Here is a 19,618-nt window from a genome sequence, read left to right on the forward strand (position 1 = left end):
CCCGCCATGGCAAGCCGCGACCTCTACCGTGACCGCCTCGACCTTCTCCAGGCGGCGCTCGACCACATCAACCAGGGCTTTTCGGTCTTCGATGCCGACCTGCAGCTCGTGGCCTGGAACCGCCAGCTTTTCGAGATGCTCGAGTTCCCTCCCGAGCTCGCCCGTCGCGGCACGCATCTGTCCGCCTTCCTGCGGGTCAATGCCGGGCGCGGCGAATACGGCTCCGGCGACGTCGACGAGATGATCGCGCGACGGGTCGAGCGTGCGCGCCTGTTCGAGCCGCATTCCTTCGAGCGGGTGCGCCCGGACGGACAGGTGGTTCTCGTCACCGGCGCGCCCCTGCCGGAAGGCGGCTTCGTCACCACCTATACCGACATCACCCGCGAGCGCGAGCAGCAGGCATCGCTGGAACGCACCGTCGCCGAACGGACGCGGCAGTTGCGCCAGAGCGAGGACTGGCTGCGCCTCGTCACCGACAACGTGCCTGCGCTTGTCGCCTATTTCGGCCCCGGCCCGATCTACCGCTTCGCCAACCGCCGCTACGCGAAGTGGTTCGACCAGACGGTGGAATCGATCGTCGGACGCAAGGTGTCCGAAATCGCCGGCCCCGAGCTCTACGCAGAGCTGGCCCCGCATATCGAAAAGGCCTTCGGCGGCCATGCGGTCTCCTACGAGTATTCCCGCACCCGGCCGGGCGGACGCATCGCGCATATGCGCTCGACCCTGATCCCCGACCGGACGCTGGACGGCCGCGTGCTGGGATGTTTCGTGCTCTCCCTCGACGCGACCGAGCAGAAGCGCAGCGAGACGGCGCTGGCCCAGGCCCAGCGCATGGAGGCGGTCGGCCAGCTCACCGGCGGCCTTGCCCATGACTTCAACAATCTCCTGACGATCGTCATCGGCAACGTGCTGGCGCTGCGGCGCAAGGCGGACGAACCGGCGATGCCCGATCTCTCCGCCCATCTCGACCCGATCCTGCATGCCGCCCAGCGCGGCGCCGAACTGACGCGCCGCCTGCTCGCCTTCGCCCGGGGCGATGCACCGAACCTGCGGCCGGTCCGCCTCGCGACGCTGGTCGGCAACATCGAGGGGCTGCTTGCCGGCAGCCTGCCGAAGTCGATCGATTTCTCCTTGCGTCTCGAGGCAGCGGCGGCTGTCGCCCGGGTCGATCCGGCTGAACTGGAGAACGCGCTGGTCAATCTTGTCCTCAACGCCCGGGATGCGATGCCGGACGGCGGGCGCATCTCCCTGGTGCTGGAGGATGTCAGCCTGAGCGATACGGAAGCCGACCGCTTCGGCGTCTTTGGCGGCACCTACGCCCGGCTCACCGTCAGCGATACCGGGCTCGGCATGAGCGAGGAAGTGCGCCGTCAGGCCTTCGATCCGTTCTTCTCGACAAAACCCTTCGGCACGGGAAGCGGCCTCGGACTGCCGACCGTCTACGGCTTCGCACGCCGCAGCGGCGGCGGCATCGCCATCGAGAGCCGTGTCGGCCACGGCACGGACATTCACCTGCTTCTGCCCCTGACGCCCGACGACGACGCCACCGATGCGGCGGCGGACACCGAGCCGGTTCCCGCCGGTGCCGGGGAACTGGTCCTGCTTGTCGACGATGACGGAGACGTTGCCAATGTGGTGCGCGACCAGCTCTGCGCGCTCGGCTACTCCGTGCTGGTCACGGGCGATGCCAGCGACGCGCTCGACCTGGTGCGCGACGTCACGGACATCCGCGCGGTTCTGAGCGACATCGTCATGCCGGGCCAGATGAACGGCCTCGCGCTGCTGCACGAGATGAGAAAGACCCGGCCGGGTCTTCCGGTCGCGCTGATGACGGGTTACCGTCAGGGACCCGCGTCGGACGGCAGTACCCCCGACTGCCCCATACTGCCCAAACCCTTCTCCGCCCGCTTGCTCGCCAGGACCATGAACGAGATTCTCGCCTGATGACCCGTCCCGATCCGATCCGCGACCGCGATCCGTCCGGCGACGCCGGCACGCTGGTGTTCATCGTCGAGGACGAACCCGACATCAGCTCCCTGCTTGCCGATACGCTGGCCGGCTACCGGTTCCGCACCCGCGTCTTCGCCACCGCGGATGCGGCACTTGTCGGAATCGGGATCGAGATGCCGGCCGCGATCATTCTCGATCTCGGCCTGCCCGACATGGACGGGATGGAAGTGATCAACCGGATCCGTGCGAAGGGGCCCGTGCCGATCCTCGTCCTTTCCGCCCGGGCGCATGCCTCCGACCGGATCATGGGGCTCGAGTTCGGCGCCGACGACTATGTGGTGAAGCCCTTCGACCCGCGCGAGATCGTCGCCCGGGTGCGTTCGCTGCTGCGCCGCGCGGCGCCGGTGGCGGCGCAGGCTGCAGCCGCCGCCGACACGGTGGCGCGCGAGGTCGCGCGTTTCGCCGACTGGCGGTTCGAGCCGGAAAGCCACCGGCTGGTCGCCCCCGACGGGGAAGAGACCTTCCTGTCGACCGGCGAGGCAACACTCCTGACTGCCCTGCTGCGCGCGCCCAAGCGGGTGCTCAGCCGCGACTATCTGCTGGAGCATGGCGGCCGCGACGACACGCTCGACCGGGCCATCGACGTGCGCATCTCGCGCATCCGCAAGAAGCTGACACGGCCCGACGCGCCGACGCTCATTCGCACCGTCTACGGTTCGGGCTACATGCTGACCGCGCAGGTCGACTGGGGAACCGGCGGACCCTGAGCCGGCAGGCGGATCACTCCGCCGCCGCCAGTTTCGCGGCGCGCCCCTGCCTGAACGCGTCCAGCAAGACGGGCACACCGCGCTCCGCCTCCGCTGCCGCCTTGGCCCGCACCGGACCGAAGCCCCGGATCCTGCCCGGATAGGCAAGCAGCGCCAGCGCTGCCGCCGCATTGTCCCGCTCCAGCGCCGACGTCACCTCCTCGACGATCCTCTCGTAGTCGTCGCGAAGCCGCCGCTCCATGCGCCGCTCCTGCGTCCGCCCGAAAGGATCGAACGCGCGCCCGCGCAGGCCCTTGAAGCGCGCAAGCAGACGGAACAGCGTCATTGCCCAGGGGCCGAAGCGACGCTTGGCCGGCCGGCCGGTGCGCGCGTCGGTGCCCGACAGCAGCGGCGGCGCCAGGTGGAACTCGAGACGCTCATAGCTCTCGAAGGTTTCCGACAGCTGGTCGCGGAAGGCCTGACCGGCATAGAGGCGCGCCACCTCGTATTCGTCCTTGATCGCCATCATCCGGAACAATTCGCGCGCCGCCGTCGCGACGATCTCGCCGCCTTCGTCTCCCAGCCTTTCGGCCGCCGCCGCGAGCGCGTCGATGCGCCCCCGATAGCGCGCCGCATAGGCGGCGTCCTGATAGTCGGCAAGGAAGGCCGCGCGGCGCGCGATGGTCTCCTCGACCGTCTCCGAAATCCGCCGATGCTCGAGACGGTCGGGGCGCGCATTGGCGGCCGCGCTCACCGCATCGGGGTCGACCGCCGCGACCCGCCCCCAGGCGAAGGCGGCGAGATTCATCTCGACCGACACCTTGTTCAGCCGGATTGCGTCCTCGATGGACTCAAGAGCCAATGGCAACCCGCCCAGCTGCCAGCCATAGCCAAGCAGGAACATGTTGGCCGCGATCGCATCGCCGAAGAGTTCCACGGCAAGCTCGGTCGCATCGATGAAGCGGGCATTGTCCTTGCCGGACGCATCGCTGATCGCCGCCACCAGACGGCGCCCGGGAAGGCTGAAATCCGGATTGCGGGCGAAGTCGCCGGGCAGTGTCTCATGGGTGTTGATCACCGCCATCGTCCGCCCCGGCCGCATGGCGGACAGCACCTTCGCCGAACCGGCCACGACGATGTCGCAGCCCAGCACCAGATCGGCCGAGCCCGGCCCGATGCGGATCGCCGAAATGTCCTCCGGCCGCGGTGCCAGCTTCAGGTGACTGGTCACCGCGCCGCCCTTCTGGGCAAGGCCGGCCATGTCGATGATGCCGCAGCCGAGGCCGTCGAGATGGGCGGCCATGCCGATCACCGCCCCGACGGTGACGACGCCGGTGCCCCCGACGCCGGTGATCATCACCGAATGGATGCGGGTCGGCGGGACGATCTCGGGTTCCGCCACTTTCGGGGCCGGAGGCGGCATCACCGCGCGTCCCTTGAGCACGCCGCCGCGCACGCTGACGAAGGAGGGGCAAAAGCCCTTCACACAGGAAAAATCCTTGTTGCAGGACGACTGGTCGATTGTCCGCTTGCGGCCCCACTCGGTCTCCACCGGCTGGATCGCAACGCAGTTCGACTGAACGCCGCAATCGCCGCAGCCCTCGCAGACGAGTTCGTTGACGAGGATCCGCTCGTCCGGATCGGGAAACAGGCCGCGCTTGCGCCGGCGACGCTTCTCCGCCGCACAGGTCTGGTCGTAGAGGAGCACGGTCAGCCCGCTTTCGCCGGCAAGCTCCCGCTCCACCGCAAGCAGGTCGTCGCGGTGATGGATGCTGGTGCCGGCCGGCCAGTTCGTCGCCGGCGGATACTTGCCCGGCTCGTCGGTGACCACGACGACACGCCGCGCGCCCTCGGCCGCCACCTGGCGGGCGATTTCGTCGACGCGCAGGCCCCCGTCATGGGCCTGGCCGCCGGTCATCGCGACGGCATCGTTGTAGAGGATCTTGTAGGTGATGTTGACGCCGGCCGCCTTGGCCGCGCGGATGGCCAGCGCGCCGGAATGGTTGTAGGTGCCGTCGCCGAGATTCTGGAAGACATGGCCGGTGCGGGAGAAATGCGCCTCTCCGACCCAGTTGGCCCCCTCGCCGCCCATCTGGGTGTAGCCCTCGGTGTTGCGGTCCATCCACTGCGCCATGTAGTGGCAACCGATGCCGGCATAGGCGCGGCTGCCCTCGGGCACATGCGTAGAGGAATTATGCGGGCAGCCGGCGCAGAAATACGGGCTGCGGATCGCGACATCCTGGGTGCGGGCAAGCCGTTCCGCCCGCGCTTCCAGATCCTCCAGCCGCGCGCGCAAGGCCTCGCTGTCGCTGCGGGCGAGGATGCGCCGGCCGATCTCCAGCGCGATCTGCACCGCATCGAGCGCACCGGGCGCGCGGAACAGCGTCTCGCCGGTCTCGTCCGCCTTGCCGATCACCTGCGGTGCATCGGTGGTTCCATAGAGGATTTCCTTCAGCTGCGGTTCGATCAGGCCGCGCTTTTCCTCCACCACCAGGACGAGTTCGAGCCCGCCGGCAAAGGCGCGCATGCGCTCGGCCGCAAGCGGCCAGGAACAGCCGATCTTGAGGAAGGCGAGGCCGAAATCCGCGGCCGCCACCTCGTCGATCCCCAAAAGGTCGAGCGCCTCGACCACATCGAGATAGCTCTTGCCGGTGGAAATGATGCCGATGCGCCGCCGGCGCCCGCCCGACAGGATCACCCGGTCGAGCGCATTGGCGGCGATGAAGGCCCGCGCGGCCGGCAGCTTCACCTCGTGCAGCCGTGCCTCCTGGACCAGCGGATGGTCGTTGGGACGGATATGCACCCCGTCCGCCGGCAAGGCGAAATCGGGAACGAGCGGCGCGATCCGGTCGATGCGACCGTCGATCGAGGCGGTCGATTCGACATTGTCCTTGACCAGCTTGAGGCCGGCCCAGATGCCGGCATAGCGCGACAGGGCCCAGCCATAGAGGCCGAAATCGAGAATCTCCTGGGCGCCGGCCGGATTGAGGATCGGCATCATCGCGTCGACCAGCGCGAACTCGGACTGGTGCGCGGTCGTGGAACTCTCGCAGGTGTGATCATCGCCCATCAGGGCCAGCACACCGCCAAGGCGCGAGGTGCCGGCAAGGTTGGCATGCCGGAAGGCATCGCCCGAACGGTCGACCCCCGGTCCCTTGCCGTACCAGATACCGAAGACGCCGTCGAAACGCCCCTCTCCGCGCATCTCCGCCTGCTGCGTTCCCCACAAGGCCGTCGCCGCCAGATCCTCGTTGATCCCCGGCGAGAAGACGACATCCGCCGGCGCCAGCACCCGCGCCGCCTTCTGAAACTGCTGGTCGAGCGCGCCCAGCGGCGACCCCCGGTAGCCGGTGACATAACCGGCCGTGTTGAAGCCCGCGCGCCGGTCGCGCTCCTTCTGCATCAGCACCAGCCGGATGAGGGCCTGGGTGCCGGAAACGAAGATGCGCTCCCTGGTCAGATCGTACTTGTCGTCCAGCGTCACTCGGTTGCGTGCCATGAGGCGTCATGTCCTTCGGGTGGGTCCCGCCTTGCAAGGACCGCTCGCACCGGCAAGGGAGCGGCGGCGGTCCTTCGGGGGACTTTGGGAGCACGGCCGGCCGATCTGTGCTCGGGACGAGGCCGGCGCGTGTCGTCTTGGGCCCAGTTAAGCGTCTCGCGGCAGGCGAGATCAAGGGCTTGCATGCGTTTGCATCGCAGCAATCGGCACGACTGGAAACCGCGATGGCGGAACCCCGGGCGCGGGCCACATGCAAACGCCCGGCCGGGAGATCCCGCCGGGCGTTGCGTGTCAAGCGAGCCGGGCCGCAGGGTCCGGATCAGAAGCTCAGCGAGATATCGCGATGCGACGCGTTGCAGGAGGCGACATAGAGCGCCTGCTCGCGCGGCAGGCGCGGCTGTCCGCGCAGGCCGATCGTGCCGGAAATCGCATCCTTGTAGGCGTTGAGCTGCGGCAGCAGTTCCGTCTGGGCGCGGCGACGCCACACCATCGCCGCCTCGAACTCGGCAATCGCCTCGCGGATCGAGGCAAGTGCCTTCTCCTTGTCCGGGGACGAGGAGCGCATTGCCGTGCGGGCCGCATTGACGCCGGAGCGGATGTCGCTTGCCCCTTCCACGTCGCCGAACAGCGCGCGCACATCGGTCACCCTGTCGACGAAGGCCTCCGGCTCGAGCGACTGGAGCTCCTGCTCCAGGCCGCGCAGATCGGTCTCAAGCGCGGCCAGCGCATCCGTCGAGGCGATCACGTTCACCGCTTCGACGACCGGCTCGTAGGCATCGTCCGCATTGCGCCTGTAGGTCATGCGTGCCCGGTTTTCTGCCGTCTGGATCTTGGCGAAGGTGGTGTGTTTCTCGTCCCACTCGGCCGGAATCTGCGCTGTCAGAACCGCGCGATCCTCCTTCAGGGCCTCGATCCGGGCCGCCGCGCGTTCGCCGCGCTCCGCGCTGTAGATCTGCCCCTCGCCGGAGCGCCTGACGATGACTTCCAGGTCAGCGATCGCGGTGTCGACCCGGCGGATGTCCCGCTCGATGCCGCGCACCAGCGTATGCATGGGCCTGTAGCCGCCGGCAGCGGCCGCCACGGCCTGCTCGGCGGAGGTAATCTCGCCCATCAATCCGAAACTCGCCTCGGCCTTGGTGAGGCTCTCCGTCAGGTCCTTGCGGAGATCCTCCGGCAGATAGGACAGGTCCAGGGCCTGCGCGCGCTTCACCGCGGCGAGGATGGTTCCGCCATTTTCCGTGAACTCCTCCGCGACATAGTTCTCCAGGCAGTACTGCATGCGCGGGTTCTGCGGCGGCGGCGCCGTCTCCGACAGCAGCGAGGACCGGTTCGGCAGGTAGTTCACCAGTTGCGGGTAGAACCCGACGATCCCCAGCGCCAGAAGCTGCAGCAGGATGAAGGCGATGACGCCTTTGTACATGGCGATGGTCTTGACCGTCGCCGGCGCGACGCCGCGCAGGTAGAACAGCGCGAAGCCGAAGGGAGGCGTCAGGAACGATGTCTGGATGTTGAGGCCGATCATCACGCCGAGCCAGACGGCGGTGACGTTCGCCGACGGATCGGCGAGCAGGATCGGCGCCACGATCGGCACCACGACCACGGCGATCTCGATGAAGTCGAGGAAGAAGCCGAGGACGAAGATCACCAGCATGACGATCAGGAACTGCATCCAGAAGCCGCCCGGCAGGCCCTGCAGGAACTCCTTGACCAGTTCCTCGCCGCCGAAGGCGCGGAACGCGGAGGTCAGCATCGCCGCGCCGAGCAGGATGATGAAGACCAGCGACGAGGTCTTCGCCGTCTCGATCATCACGCCGCGCAGCGTGTCCTGGATCTTGAAGGTGCGCCAGCCGCTCCAGAAGACGGCGATCAGCAGCATCGAGACCGCGATGAGCGCCAGAACGACGCCGGTCACATCCTGGCTCGTCTGGATGCGTTTGATGTTGATGTCGTAGAACGACAGCAGAACGGCCAGACCGAGCAGGGAGAGGATCGCCAGGATGGCGGGAGAATAGGTCCCCTTTTCGCCTTCGCGAAGCCGGTAGCCGGCCATGATCATCGCGCCGATGGCGCCGATGGCGCCGGCCTGGTTGACGGTGGCGATGCCCGCGATGATCGAGCCCAGCACCATGAAGATCAGGGCCAGCGGCGGCACCAAGGTGACGATCACCTTGATCAGGAACGCGCCGTCGAACTTGCCTTCCATCCTCACCGCCGGGGCGGATTTCGGATTGAGGATGGCAAAGCCCATGATGAAGAGCATGTAGAGGCCGACCAGGACGAGGCCCGGCAGGAAGGCGCCGAGGAACATTTCGCCGGCGCTGGTCGAGGTCACCGCGAAATCCGACGGCATCGTGATCTCGCCGGTGCTCTCCTTGTAGAGTGCCTGGCGCAGGGAGCCCGCCTGGTCCACCGCGCTGGAGAGCTGGTCGGCGAGAATGATGAGAACGATCGACGGCGGGATGATCTGCCCGAGCGTGCCGGAGGCGGCGATCGTGCCGGTCGCCAGCGACGGGGAATAGTTGCTGCGCAGCATCGCCGGCAGCGAGATCAGCCCCATCGCCACCACGGTGGCGCCGACAATGCCCGTCGTCGCGGCCAGAAGCGCGCCGACAAAGACAACCGAGATGCCCAGACCGCCCGGGACCGGGCCGAACAGCTGCGCCATCGTCACGAGCAGGTCCTCGGCGATCTTCGAGCGTTGCAGCATGATGCCCATGAACACGAAGAGCGGAATGGCGATCAGCGTATCCCGCTCCGCCTCCCAGTAGACGCCGCGAAAATTGGTGACGCCGGCACTCAGCCACTGGGACGGGCCGCCATGGGAGAAGAAGGCGTCGGTGCTGCCCGCGAACAGGTAACCGGACAGCGCGGCGATGCCGATCGTCAGGATCGCCGAGCCGGGGAGCGCGAAGGCGACCGGATAGCCGGAGCCCAGCGCGCCGGCCATGAGCGCGATCAGGAGAAGGAGAAAGAACAGTTCCATTGTCCGAGACCCGTCGGCGATGGGATCCCGAGCCTTGCATCTTCGCGCATTCGGCCCGGGCCCGGCTTCATTTTTGCGGGGACGTCAACCTGGACGTTCCCTTGTTCCTTGCAATCCGGCGCGCTAGTGCGCGGTGCCGGAAGACGTATTGCGCGCACCCGGCTCGTCGCGGATGTCGGCGACGGCGTCGAACAGGTAGGCGACGAACTGGGTCAGCATCGAGACGGCGAACACGCCAAGGAAGGCGGCCATCAGATACTTGACGTAGAGGCCGAAACCGGCCTGCGTCGTTTCGTAGGCCAGCATCGGTGCGTTGATGATCGCCTGCTTGCTGCCCATGCCGATGACGAGAATGGTCCAGCACAGCGACATGCCCAAAAGCACGGCACCGATGGAATTCACATAGCCCTTCGTACGGGTCGCGAACGCCGCGTAGAAGACGTCGACACGTACATGCCCCTCTTCCCACAGCGTGTAGGCGGAGGCGAACAGGAACAGCGCGGCGTACCAGAAGCGCACCAGGTCCGCCATGAAGGCCTGTTCGTAGGAGAAGATGAAGCGGCCGATCACGATCAACAACTCGGCGGCAACAACGAGCAATGCCAGCCAGAAGAAGCCCAGGGTCCTGGTGAAGGCGGCAAGCACGACGGACAACCCGATCAGCGGCATGTGGACATAGGGACCACGGAACCGGGAGCGCCCGAGCTCGGTCGCCAGTTCGCTGCCGACGAGACCATCCAGCATCCCCTCCACCCGGAGGAAGGAGATGACGGCATCGGCGAAGCCGACGCTCAGGACCGCGAAAAAGGCGGCGCGGATGATGAAGTTGTTGATGGCCGCGACCTTGCGGCTGTCATGGCGCAGCAGCTTGCCCCGCTGGCGCAGGGCGTGACCGGCTGCAAGCACGATCAGAAGGGCGTAGACACCCAGTTGGACGGCCGACATCGCCGGATTGGCGCTGCCGTTTGCGGCTCCGCCAAAAAGCGGAGCGACGCCGGGAAGGTCCAGCCAGTAAGTGAGATAGTTGTTGAGAACGAACGCCGCTGTCACAGCCAGCATGATCCAGCCGAAGAGGCGGACCACAAATGCACCCGTGTCGGACCCGGCCGCCGTGCCTGACATGGCAGACGCCTGCTCCGAAACCCCGTCGATGGACGACATGTCGGATTAGCCTTTCGCATAGCCACGCGGCACACGAATGCGGGACGGGGTCATGGACCCCGCCCCGCACTCCTCAGCCGCATTGGATCGTCAGATCGTAATGCCAAGCACGCGGTTGCGCTGAATGGTGTAGCCGGTGTCGGCGAGCAGCATCCAGCGACCGATCTCGGAGCGAGCCTTGGCAAAGCTCTCATGCGTACGCGCCGCAAGATCGCTGTGCTGCACCGTCTCCGCGAACACGGCTTCCGACGCCTCGCCAAAGGCATCATAGACCTCGTCCGAGAAGCTGCGCAGCTCGACGCCGTGCTCCTTGATCAGCTTGTCGAGATAAACGCCGTTGTTGGCGTTGGTCTCGGCCATCGTCTTGCCGTTCTCTTCGGCGCAGGCGGCGGCGATGATCTCCTGGTCACCCTTCGACAGCGACGTCAGCCACGACTTGTTGCAGCCCAGGGCCAGCATCGAGCCCGGCTCGTGCATGCCCGGATAGTAGTAGTACTTCGCGGCTTCGTAGAACTTCATGAAGTAGTCGTTGAACGGACCAACCCACTCGGTCGCGTCGATGGCGCCGGACACCAGGTTTTCGTAGATCTGGCCACCCGGAAGCGAAACCGGCGAGGCGCCGAGCTTCGCCATGACGTCGCCGCCAAGGCCCGGGATACGCATCTTCAGACCCTTGAGGTCGTCCGCGGTCTCGATTTCCTTGTTGAACCAGCCACCCATCTGCGAGCCGGTGTTGCCGGCCGCGAAGTTCTTCAGGCCGTAGCCGTCAGCAAGCTCGTCCCACAGTTCCTGGCCGCCGCGATACTGGATCCAGGCGTCCATTTCGGCATAGGTCAGGCCGAACGGGACGGCCGTGAAATAAGCCCAGGCCGGGTGCTTGCCCTTCCAGTAATAGTCGGCGCCGATATAGGCCTGCGCATTGCCCGAAGCGACTTCGTCGAAGGAATCGAACGCGCCAACGCGCTCGCCCGCGGCGAAATACTGGACGTTGATGCGGCCTTCGGTCAGCTCGCCGATTCGAGCCGCAAGACGCTGCGCGGGAATGCCGAGGCCCGGCATGTCGCGCGGCCACGTGGACACGATGACCATGTCCTTCGTCGCCTGCGCGATGGCCGGTGCGGCGAGCGTCGTGGCAGCAGCGGCTGCACCCGCGCCAAGTCCGGCGTTTTTCAAGAATGAACGGCGATCCATACTTCTCCTCCCACAGAGAAAGACAAACATCTGCCGGGAACGTTTTTCACTTCCCGGCCTCTAAAGCGCCTTCTTGCTGAAGGGCGCCATGTTTATGATATAAAGCCCATGTCGCGGCGCGAGACAAGAGCAAGCGCCGGCAAGTGGAAAAATTTTTTAACCACTCATCGCCGACACGATCCCGAAAAATCAGGAGTGTACATGTCCGCACCCGTCGTTCTCGTGAGCACCGACGTTAAGTCACTGGACGGTTTCGACTGGCACGCCGCGGTCTCGGTCTATCTCGACGCGCTTGTGCAGGGATCGGGCGCAATACCGCTGCTGCTGCCCTCGCTCGGACCGGCTATCGACCTGGATGCCGTTCTCGACCGGGTCGACGGCGTGCTGCTGACGGGATCGCGCTCCAACGTGAACCCGACGCTTTATGGCGGCGTCGCGCTGGACAAGGACGGCCCCTTTGACAGTCGCCGCGACGCGACGACATTGCCGCTGATTCGCCGCGCGGTCGAGCGCGACATCCCCCTCTTCGCCATTTGCCGGGGCCTGCAGGAGGTCAACGTCGCCTTCGGCGGAACGCTCGTCAGCGAGGTCCAGGAGCTGGAAGGGCGCCGCGATCACCGCGCGCCGGTCGCCGATGACCAGGACGCGCGCTTCGCCCTTGCCCATCATGTCGAGGTGATACCCGGCGGACGGCTTGCCGCGGTGCTCGGCGATGCCGCGATCGAGGTGAACTCGCTGCACCGCCAGGCGATCGGCCGGCTCGCCCCCGGACTTGCCGTCGAGGCCCGCGCCGATGACGGAACCATCGAGGCGGTATCCGTCGAGGCCGCCTCCGGTTTCGCGCTCGCCACCCAGTGGCATCCCGAATACTGGGTGGGCAGCGACGCGGCCTCGTCCCGCCTCTTCGCCGCCTTCGGCGAGGCCCTGCGCGGCGCCGTCCACCGGCGGCAGGCCGGCCGCCACGCAGCCGAGTAACGTCGCCAGGAACAGGAGCCAATCCCCCATGTCCGGCAATCACACGCATCACGATCACGACCAACATGATCAGGGGCACCATGATCATGGGCACGGCTCGGAGCTGTCCGAAACGGAAGCCCGTGTGCGAGCTCTCGAATCGGTTCTGGTCGAGAAGGGCCATGTCGACCCGAAGGCCCTCGATATCCTGATCGAGACCTACGAGACCCGTGTCGGTCCGCATAACGGGGCGCATGTGGTCGCCAAGGCCTGGCGCGAGCCCGGCTTTCTCGACTGGCTGCGAAGCGATGCGACCGCGGCGATCCACTCCCTCGGCTATATCGGCCGGCAGGGCGAACACATGGTCGCTGTCGAGAACACGCCGCAAGAGCACAACATGGTCGTCTGCACGCTGTGCTCCTGCTACCCGTGGCCGGTCCTCGGCCTGCCGCCGGTCTGGTACAAATCGGCCCCCTACCGGGCCAAGGCGGTGCGCGATCCGCGCGGCGTGCTCGCCGATTTCGGCGTAACGCTGCCATCGGGAACGGGCATCCGCGTGTGGGATTCGACCGCCGAGATCCGCTATCTCGTGATCCCCATGCGCCCTGAGGGCACGGACGGCTGGAGCGAATCCGATCTCGCCCGCCTCGTCACCCGCGACAGCATGATCGGCACCGGCCTCGCCCTTTCCCCGAAAATGCCGGCGGAGACCGCGACATGAACGGCGCCCAGGACCTTGGCGGCATGATGGGCTTCGGCCCGGTGGTGCCCGAGCCGGTCAGGCCGGTCTTTCACGAGGAGTGGGAGCGGCGCGCCTTCGCTCTCACGCTTGCCATGGGAGCGAGCGGCGAATGGACCATCGACATGGCCCGCTTCGCCCGCGAAAGCATGGACCCGGCGCGATACCTCTCCTCCAGCTACTACCAGATCTGGCTGGCCGGGCTGGAGCGCCTGCTCGACGAACGCGGACTGGTCTCGCCCGAGGAGATCGCGGCCGCGCGCAGCCTCGCGGCAGGGCGTCCGCCCAGGCGCGTGCTGGCGGCCGGCGATGTCGCCGCGACACTGGCGCGCGGCGGTCCGACGGAACGCGAGGAGACTGTGCCTGCCCGCTTCCGGACCGGCGACCGGGTGCGCGCCCGCAACATGCATCCCGAGGGCCATACCCGCATCCCCCGCTATTGCCGGGGGCGGGTCGGGACCATCGAGGCCCTGCATGGCGTCCACGTCTTTCCCGACACCAGCGCGTCGGGAGAGGGCGAGCGCCCGGCATGGCTCTACGGGGTCGCCTTCGACGCGCGCGAATTGTGGGGCGACGACTGCGATCCGGCGCTGACGGTCCGCATCGATCTCTGGGAACCCTATCTTGACCTTGCCTGACACACCTTCCAACGCCGCCTCCGGCAGGCCGGGTGCCGACGCCACGCCGCCGGCGGAGCTGTTTTCCGACCTGCCGCGCAACGCGGGCGAACCGGTCTTCCGCGCGCCGTGGGAGGCAAAGGCCTTCGCCATGGCGGTCGAGCTTCACGCTCGCGGCCTGTTCACTTGGCCGGAATGGGCGCAAACCCTTTCAAAGGCGATTCGCGAGGCGCAGGCCGACGGAGATCCCGATTGCGGCGACAGCTATTACCATCACTGGCTGGCGGCGCTGGAGACCATGGTGGTGACCCGTGCGGTCGCGACCACGGAAAGCCTCGCCAGGCGGCGAGAGGCCTGGCACCGCGCCGCCGCGGCCACCCCGCACGGGGAGTCGATCGAGCTCGGCCGCGACGGCACGCCTGTTCCCCCGGCCTGAGACCGCCTTTCAGCGCACGCGGCCGATCCCGACCCGATGCCGGATCCGGACGCCTTGCAGGTGACGGAAAGCCGTGGCTGAAAGGCTCTCGGGATGCATAGGGATTAAATCCATTGTCAAATCCTGCAGGTTGCGCCACGATCGGCTGAAATGCCGAAAACCGGCGGCATGGCGCAATGCGTCATGCAACCCGAATGCAACCTATGCGCTTCCAAAACGAGCCGCAGCGACCTACTGTGCCCCCATGACTGCTGACATGACCGCTGACCGGCCGCTGACCGGCATGTTCTTGATGACCGGGTTTTGCGTGCTCGCCCCGCTGGGCGATGCCATAGCCAAGATCCTGGGAGAAACCTTGCCGCTCGGGCAGCTGCTGCTCGTGCGTTTCACCATGCAGGCTGCACTGCTCACGCCGCTGGTTCTGCTGGGCGGAGGGAGCCTGCGCCTGCCGGCGCGGGTGCTGCATCTCACCATCTTGCGCACGGTGCTGCACATCCTCGGCATCGGCGCCATGTTCGCGTCCCTGCGCTACCTGCCGCTTGCCGATGCAATCGCGATCGCCTTCGTGATGCCGTTCCTAATGCTGCTGCTCGGCCGTTTCGTCCTCGGCGAGCAGGTCGGCCCCTACCGGCTGATGGCCTGTGTCGTCGGCTTCGCCGGCGCGTTGCTCGTCATCCAGCCGAACTACGCCGCCGTCGGCGCGCCCGCCCTGCTGCCGCTCGGCGTCGCCGTGGCCTTCGCGCTGTTCATGCTGGTCACCCGGAGCGTCGCCAAGGCCGCCGATCCGATCAGCCTGCAGGCCGTGAGCGGCATCATCGCCACGCTCATTCTCGCTGTTGCCTTCCTGCTGGGCAACGCCGTCGGAGACCTCCCCGGGCTCCATCTGGTCACGCCGGACGGCGACGAGATCCTGCTGCTCGCCGCCGTCGGCTTCCTGGGCACCTTCGCGCATCTGCTGATGACATGGTCATTGCGGCTGGCGCCCGCCGCCACGCTCGCCCCGATGCAATATCTGGAGATCCCCTTCGCCACCTTCATCGGCTGGCTGGTCTTCCATGACCTGCCTGACGCGACCGCCTCGCTCGGCATCGCGCTGACGATCGGGGCGGGGCTCTACGTGATCCATCGGGAGCAGATGGCCGCCCGCAAGACACTCAGCCAACCGCTGCAGGGCGACGCCTGAGGCGAGGCGCCGCGCGCATGCAAATGCGGGGTTTCCGGACGAGCACCGCGGATGCGGATCAGACGGCACCGCCCCAGCCCAGCGCCGCGATCAGCAGCGTCGAACCGAGCGCCAGCACGATGAGCGCGCCAAGACCTTCAATCGCCGCGTGAAGCCGGGCAGCGCCCCGCCCGCCAACGGTGCGCATGGCGGCGTCCTTGGCCAGCACGGCCATGGTCGCAAGGGCGGAGACGGTCAGGCCGGTCCCCACCGCCATGGCGAAGGTTGCCGCGACGCCGGCCCAGGCCAGCCCCTGCGAGATCGCGAAGACAAGCACGACCAGCGCGCCGGTGCAGGGCCGGAGCCCGACCGCCAGGATCACCGTCCATGCGCGTGACAGGGAGAAATCGCCGGCAAGCATCTGCGGCGGCGGTGCATGGAGGTGGCCGCAGCTGGCGCAGACCTCGCCACCCGCATGATCGTGGTCATGCCCGTGCCCGTGATCGTGCCCGTGATCGTGATCATGCGCATGGCGCACCTCGTGAAGGTGCCCGTGCGCCCGCTCATGCGTGTGGTGTTGATGATCGTGGTGATCGCAGGCCGCGACCGCCTGGGCGCCAAGCGCCACGACCTTTCGCGGCGTGAGCAGCGGCCGCAAGATCTTGCGCCAGACCAGATAGAGGCCAAGCCCGGCAACCGCCGCATAGGAGCCGATCTCGAGCCATCGCGTGGTCTCGGTGATCGCGATGGATGTCATCCGCAGCACGATCGAGGCCAGACCGATCACCATGACCGCGGTCACCGCCTGAGCCAGGGCGGAGGCGAAGGAAATCGCGATCCCGCGCCGGAGCGTCTCGCCATTGGCCAGCACATAGGAGGAGATCACCGCCTTGCCATGACCGGGGCCGGCCGCATGAAAGACGCCATAGAGGAACGAGAGCCCCATCAGCCACCAGCCGGCGCTGCCATCGGCCTTCATCTGCTTCAGCGACGCGGTCAGCGCGCCGTAAAAGGCGGTCTGCTGTGCCGATACCCAGGCAAAGAAGCCGGAGAATATGCCTCCGGAGGAGAGGGACTGTTCCGGCAAGCCCACACCGAATGGCGAGGGGGCGGCATGCGCGGCGGCTGTCGACAGGGCGATGGCCAGAACGGCGCCGCCCGCCAGGGAAAGGGCAAGCCGGCGTGCTGCAATTCCGGGGGTGAGGTTGCCAGGGTTCGTCATTTGCATCCGATCGTCGCCGAATTGGAAAGTGTCTCGGTCACCTGCATGAGGTCCGGCGACAGCTGCCGCTCGCTCTGCGGGATCTGCGCCAGGGTCTCCGCCATGGCCGCATCCAGCGCGGGCGGCGGCGTGAAGGTCAGCTTGCAGGCCTGCGGGGCGTCGACCATCGCAAAGGGTGTGTCGCGGGTCATCTCGAAAGCCACGAAATAGCCCGGGTCGTAGACATCCAGCTTCACCGTCGCCCCGTCGACGATCCGCGGCTCGGCCACAGGGAGCGTGTAGAAGAGCGTCAGCCGGCCGCCATAGAAGTCGAGCCAGTATTCCTCTGGCGCCCCGAACGCGACATCGCTTTCGCCGAGCTGGAGATAGGTGAAGAAATCATACTCGGCGAGCGACTCGACATTGATCTGCGCCAGCGGCTGCAGCTCCTCGCGCGACAGCTGGCCGTCGCCGTTCTCGTCGAGCCCTTGCACCGCAAAGGCAGTGAAGGCCTCGTCGAACTGCCAGACATGGCGTACGGCGGACAGACGGCCTCCGGCGTCAAACACGACCTCCGCCCGCGATTCGACGAAAACATGAGGATGCGCGGCGGCAGAACCGGCGGAGGCCACCGCCAGGATCGTCGCAAGAGCGCTGGGCTTCCACATTCAGCAGGCCACTCCAGGAAATCGATGAATATTCGCCCTTTATCAGCGGTCTTCGCGGCGACAGCAAGGCAGGTCGAGACCCGACACATACAGGATCCGGAGCGAGGGAAAAATTCTTCGATCTACCCGTGCCTGAGAGATGAAAACTTGATCAGAAAGCACATTATATGGGCAGAAAAGACCGAAATTCCCCTTCATGCGACGTATATTTTCCGGACGCGGAACATCTTGCGAACGGGAGTGCGGCCCTCGCCGTGCCGCCTTGGCGCGAACGGCCACATGGCCGCCCCCTTCCGATTTTTTCGAGGAGAGTCTCATGAATGCCCCGGTAGCGAGCCGAGACCTGAAACCCGTGGAGGCGGACGTGTTCACGCATCCTGAATTCCGCGGCCATGAACAGGTCGTGCATGGTTTTGACGCGGCAAGCGGACTGCGCACCATCATCGCGGTCCACGACACTCGCCTTGGACCGGCGCTCGGCGGCTGCCGCATGTGGGCCTATGCAAACGGGGCGGAGGCGCTGACAGACGCGTTGCGCCTGTCGCGCGGCATGACCTACAAGAACGCCCTGGCCGGGCTTGATCTCGGCGGCGGCAAGGCGGTGATCATCGCCGACGCCCGCAAGGACAAGTCGCCGGCGCTCCTCGCCGCCTTCGGCCGCCAGGTCGGGCGCCTCGGCGGCACCTACATCACCGCCGAGGATGTCGGCATCAGCGCAGCGGACATGGAGATCGTTGCGCGGGAGACCGACCACGTGCGCGGCACCCGGGCCACCGGCCTCGGCGACCCCTCGCCCTATACCGCGCTCGGCGTGTTCGTCGGCATCAGGGCCTCGCTGCGCCACCGTTTCGGATCCGACAGTCTCGAGGGCCGCACCGTCTGCGTCCAGGGTCTCGGCCATGTCGGCATGGACCTCGCCCGGCAGTTGCGCGCGGCCGGCGCCCGCCTGATCGTGGCGGACTTGCACCAGCCGGCGCTGGAGCAGGCCGCCTCGGACCTCGGCGCGAGCGTTGTCGCGCCGGACCGTGCCCACGCGGTCGAGGCCGACGTCTTCGCGCCCTGCGCGCTGGGTGCGGGCCTCAACGATGCCACCATCCCCGAAATCCGCGCCGCCATCGTCGCGGGAGCCGCCAACAACCAGCTCGCAGAAGAACGCCATGGCGAGATGCTGCGCGCGCGCGGCATCCTGCATGCGCCCGACTATGCCATCAATGCCGGCGGCGTCATTTCCATCGCGCTCGCCGCGCCGGGCGGCGACGACCGGTTGGTACGCGAGAAGGTGGAGGCCATCGGCGGAACGCTCCTGCGCATCTACGAAAGGGCCGCGGAGCGCGGCCTGCCGACGCAGAACGTCGCCGACCGCATCGCCGAGGAGCGCCTCGCGGCCGCCTGAGCGCTCAGCAGACCTCGCCCCGGCGGCGCTTCTCGGCAAACCACTCGCCAAGAAAATCGACAAAGGTGCGCACCTTTCCCGAAAGGTGCCGCCGATGCGGGTAGACGACATAGATCGCCTGCCCGTCGGGATGAAAATCGGACAGCATCTGCTCCAGCCTGCCTTCGGTGATTTCCTTGTGCACGAACGCGTAAGGGGTGCGCAGGAAGCCGAGACCCTCCAGCGCGGCGACACGCGCCGCCTGGGCGCTGTTCACCTCCACCCTGCCCTTGACCGGCACGTTGATGCGGGATCCGTCGACCTGGAACTGCCAGTTGTTCCGGAAGCGGTAGTTGTTGTCGATGATGCAGGGCAGGTCGGCAAGGTCCTGCGGATGGGCGGGGCGGCCAAAGCGGGCGATCGCCGCGGGCGAGGCACAGACCACGCCGCGAAACGGCGCCAGCTTGCGCGCGATCAGGCTGGAATCGGTCAGTTCCGTCACCCGGATCGCCGCGTCGAACCCCTCCTCCACCAGATCCACGAACCGATCTTCCAGCCGCAGGTCGATGGAGATCTCCGGCTCGGCGACGAGAAACGCCATGATCGCCGGATTGAGAAAATCGTCGCCCATCGAACGCGGCGCGGAAACGCGCAGCGTGCCGCGCGCCTGCTGGTGGGTATTCTGGATCGAGGCCTTCAGGTCATCGATACGGGTGAGGATGTCGTTCGCCTCCTTGTAGAAGGCATGGCCGACCTCGGTCATCGAGATCTGCCGCGTCGTCCGGTTCAGCAGCCGTGCGCCGAGTTCATCCTCCAGCTCGCCCACATATTTCGACACCAGCGCCTTCGAACGGCCAAGCTCGCGCGCCGCGGCCGAGAAACCTCCCGCGTCGACGACCTTGAGAAAACAGCGCATCCGGCTGAGTGTATCCATGGTTC

15 protein-coding genes are annotated in these 19,618 nt (G+C 67.0%); 8 read left to right on the forward strand and 7 right to left on the reverse strand.

All coding sequences use genetic code 11. The features are described 5' to 3' along the window. Window positions 1-6 precede the first annotated feature (6 nt). The gene (locus tag ACQY46_RS01200; protein WP_428698499.1) at window positions 7-1,944 is read left to right on the forward strand and encodes a PAS-domain containing protein; all 1,938 of its coding nucleotides are present in this window, start codon (window positions 7-9) and stop codon (window positions 1,942-1,944) included. Beyond that, window positions 1,944-2,717 (forward strand): response regulator transcription factor, encoded by a 774-nt coding sequence (locus tag ACQY46_RS01205; protein WP_428698500.1) that lies wholly within the window; start codon window positions 1,944-1,946, stop codon window positions 2,715-2,717. The genes ACQY46_RS01200 and ACQY46_RS01205 overlap by 1 nt, the downstream gene beginning before the upstream one ends. Window positions 2,718-2,730: 13 nt before the next feature. Here the strand turns inward: ACQY46_RS01205 and ACQY46_RS01210 are convergent, their stop codons facing one another. The 4 genes from ACQY46_RS01210 to ACQY46_RS01225 all read right to left on the reverse strand — a co-directional run bounded on the left by ACQY46_RS01210 (window position 2,731) and on the right by ACQY46_RS01225 (window position 11,530). After that, window positions 2,731-6,195, reverse strand: coding sequence for an indolepyruvate ferredoxin oxidoreductase family protein (locus ACQY46_RS01210; RefSeq protein ID WP_428698501.1), 3,465 nt, complete (start codon window positions 6,193-6,195; stop codon window positions 2,731-2,733). 319 nt (window positions 6,196-6,514) lie between these two features. Beyond that, a complete protein-coding gene (locus tag ACQY46_RS01215) occupies window positions 6,515-9,178 on the reverse strand; it encodes a TRAP transporter large permease subunit (RefSeq protein ID WP_428698502.1) in 2,664 nt (887 codons plus the stop codon). Window positions 9,179-9,301: 123 nt separating this feature from the next. Continuing rightward, window positions 9,302-10,339 (reverse strand): TRAP transporter small permease subunit, encoded by a 1,038-nt coding sequence (locus tag ACQY46_RS01220; RefSeq protein WP_428698503.1) that lies wholly within the window; start codon window positions 10,337-10,339, stop codon window positions 9,302-9,304. Between the two features lie 90 nt (window positions 10,340-10,429). Next, window positions 10,430-11,530, reverse strand: a complete 1,101-nt coding sequence (locus tag ACQY46_RS01225; RefSeq protein ID WP_428698504.1) for a TRAP transporter substrate-binding protein — start codon at window positions 11,528-11,530, stop codon at window positions 10,430-10,432. A 201-nt stretch (window positions 11,531-11,731) separates the two neighbouring features. Between ACQY46_RS01225 and ACQY46_RS01230 the strand changes: the two genes are divergently transcribed. The 5 genes from ACQY46_RS01230 (at window position 11,732) to ACQY46_RS01250 (ending at window position 15,459) form a co-directional block, all read left to right on the forward strand. Next, window positions 11,732-12,505: a gamma-glutamyl-gamma-aminobutyrate hydrolase family protein gene (locus ACQY46_RS01230; protein WP_428698505.1), complete on the forward strand. Its 774-nt coding sequence runs from the start codon at window positions 11,732-11,734 to the stop codon at window positions 12,503-12,505. Window positions 12,506-12,533: 28 nt separating this feature from the next. Then, window positions 12,534-13,205 (forward strand): nitrile hydratase subunit alpha, encoded by a 672-nt coding sequence (nthA, locus tag ACQY46_RS01235; RefSeq protein WP_428698506.1) that lies wholly within the window; start codon window positions 12,534-12,536, stop codon window positions 13,203-13,205. Further along, complete coding sequence (gene nthB, locus ACQY46_RS01240) at window positions 13,202-13,861, forward strand: nitrile hydratase subunit beta (protein ID WP_428698507.1); 660 nt, start codon at window positions 13,202-13,204, stop codon at window positions 13,859-13,861. The genes nthA and nthB overlap by 4 nt, the downstream gene beginning before the upstream one ends. 58 nt (window positions 13,862-13,919) lie before the next feature. Continuing rightward, entirely contained in the window at window positions 13,920-14,276 is a 357-nt protein-coding gene (locus ACQY46_RS01245; RefSeq protein ID WP_428700384.1) for a nitrile hydratase accessory protein, read from the forward strand. Between the two features lie 256 nt (window positions 14,277-14,532). After that, window positions 14,533-15,459: a DMT family transporter gene (locus ACQY46_RS01250; protein WP_428698508.1), complete on the forward strand. Its 927-nt coding sequence runs from the start codon at window positions 14,533-14,535 to the stop codon at window positions 15,457-15,459. Between the two features lie 58 nt (window positions 15,460-15,517). Here the strand turns inward: ACQY46_RS01250 and ACQY46_RS01255 are convergent, their stop codons facing one another. Continuing rightward, on the reverse strand, window positions 15,518-16,660 hold the full coding sequence (locus ACQY46_RS01255; protein WP_428698509.1) for a nickel/cobalt transporter: 1,143 nt from the start codon (window positions 16,658-16,660) through the stop codon (window positions 15,518-15,520). After that, window positions 16,657-17,307: a DUF1007 family protein gene (locus ACQY46_RS01260; RefSeq protein ID WP_428698510.1), complete on the reverse strand. Its 651-nt coding sequence runs from the start codon at window positions 17,305-17,307 to the stop codon at window positions 16,657-16,659. The genes ACQY46_RS01255 and ACQY46_RS01260 overlap by 4 nt, the downstream gene beginning before the upstream one ends. 316 nt (window positions 17,308-17,623) lie before the next feature. Between ACQY46_RS01260 and ACQY46_RS01265 the strand changes: the two genes are divergently transcribed. Then, complete coding sequence (locus tag ACQY46_RS01265) at window positions 17,624-18,700, forward strand: Leu/Phe/Val dehydrogenase (RefSeq protein WP_428698511.1); 1,077 nt, start codon at window positions 17,624-17,626, stop codon at window positions 18,698-18,700. A gap of 4 nt (window positions 18,701-18,704) precedes the next feature. Here the strand turns inward: ACQY46_RS01265 and ACQY46_RS01270 are convergent, their stop codons facing one another. Then, complete coding sequence (locus tag ACQY46_RS01270) at window positions 18,705-19,613, reverse strand: LysR family transcriptional regulator (protein ID WP_428698512.1); 909 nt, start codon at window positions 19,611-19,613, stop codon at window positions 18,705-18,707. Between the last annotated feature and the right edge of the window lie 5 nt (window positions 19,614-19,618).

Source organism: Stappia sp., assembly GCF_965276915.1.
In the GTDB taxonomy this organism is placed as follows: Bacteria; Pseudomonadota; Alphaproteobacteria; order Rhizobiales; family Stappiaceae; genus Stappia.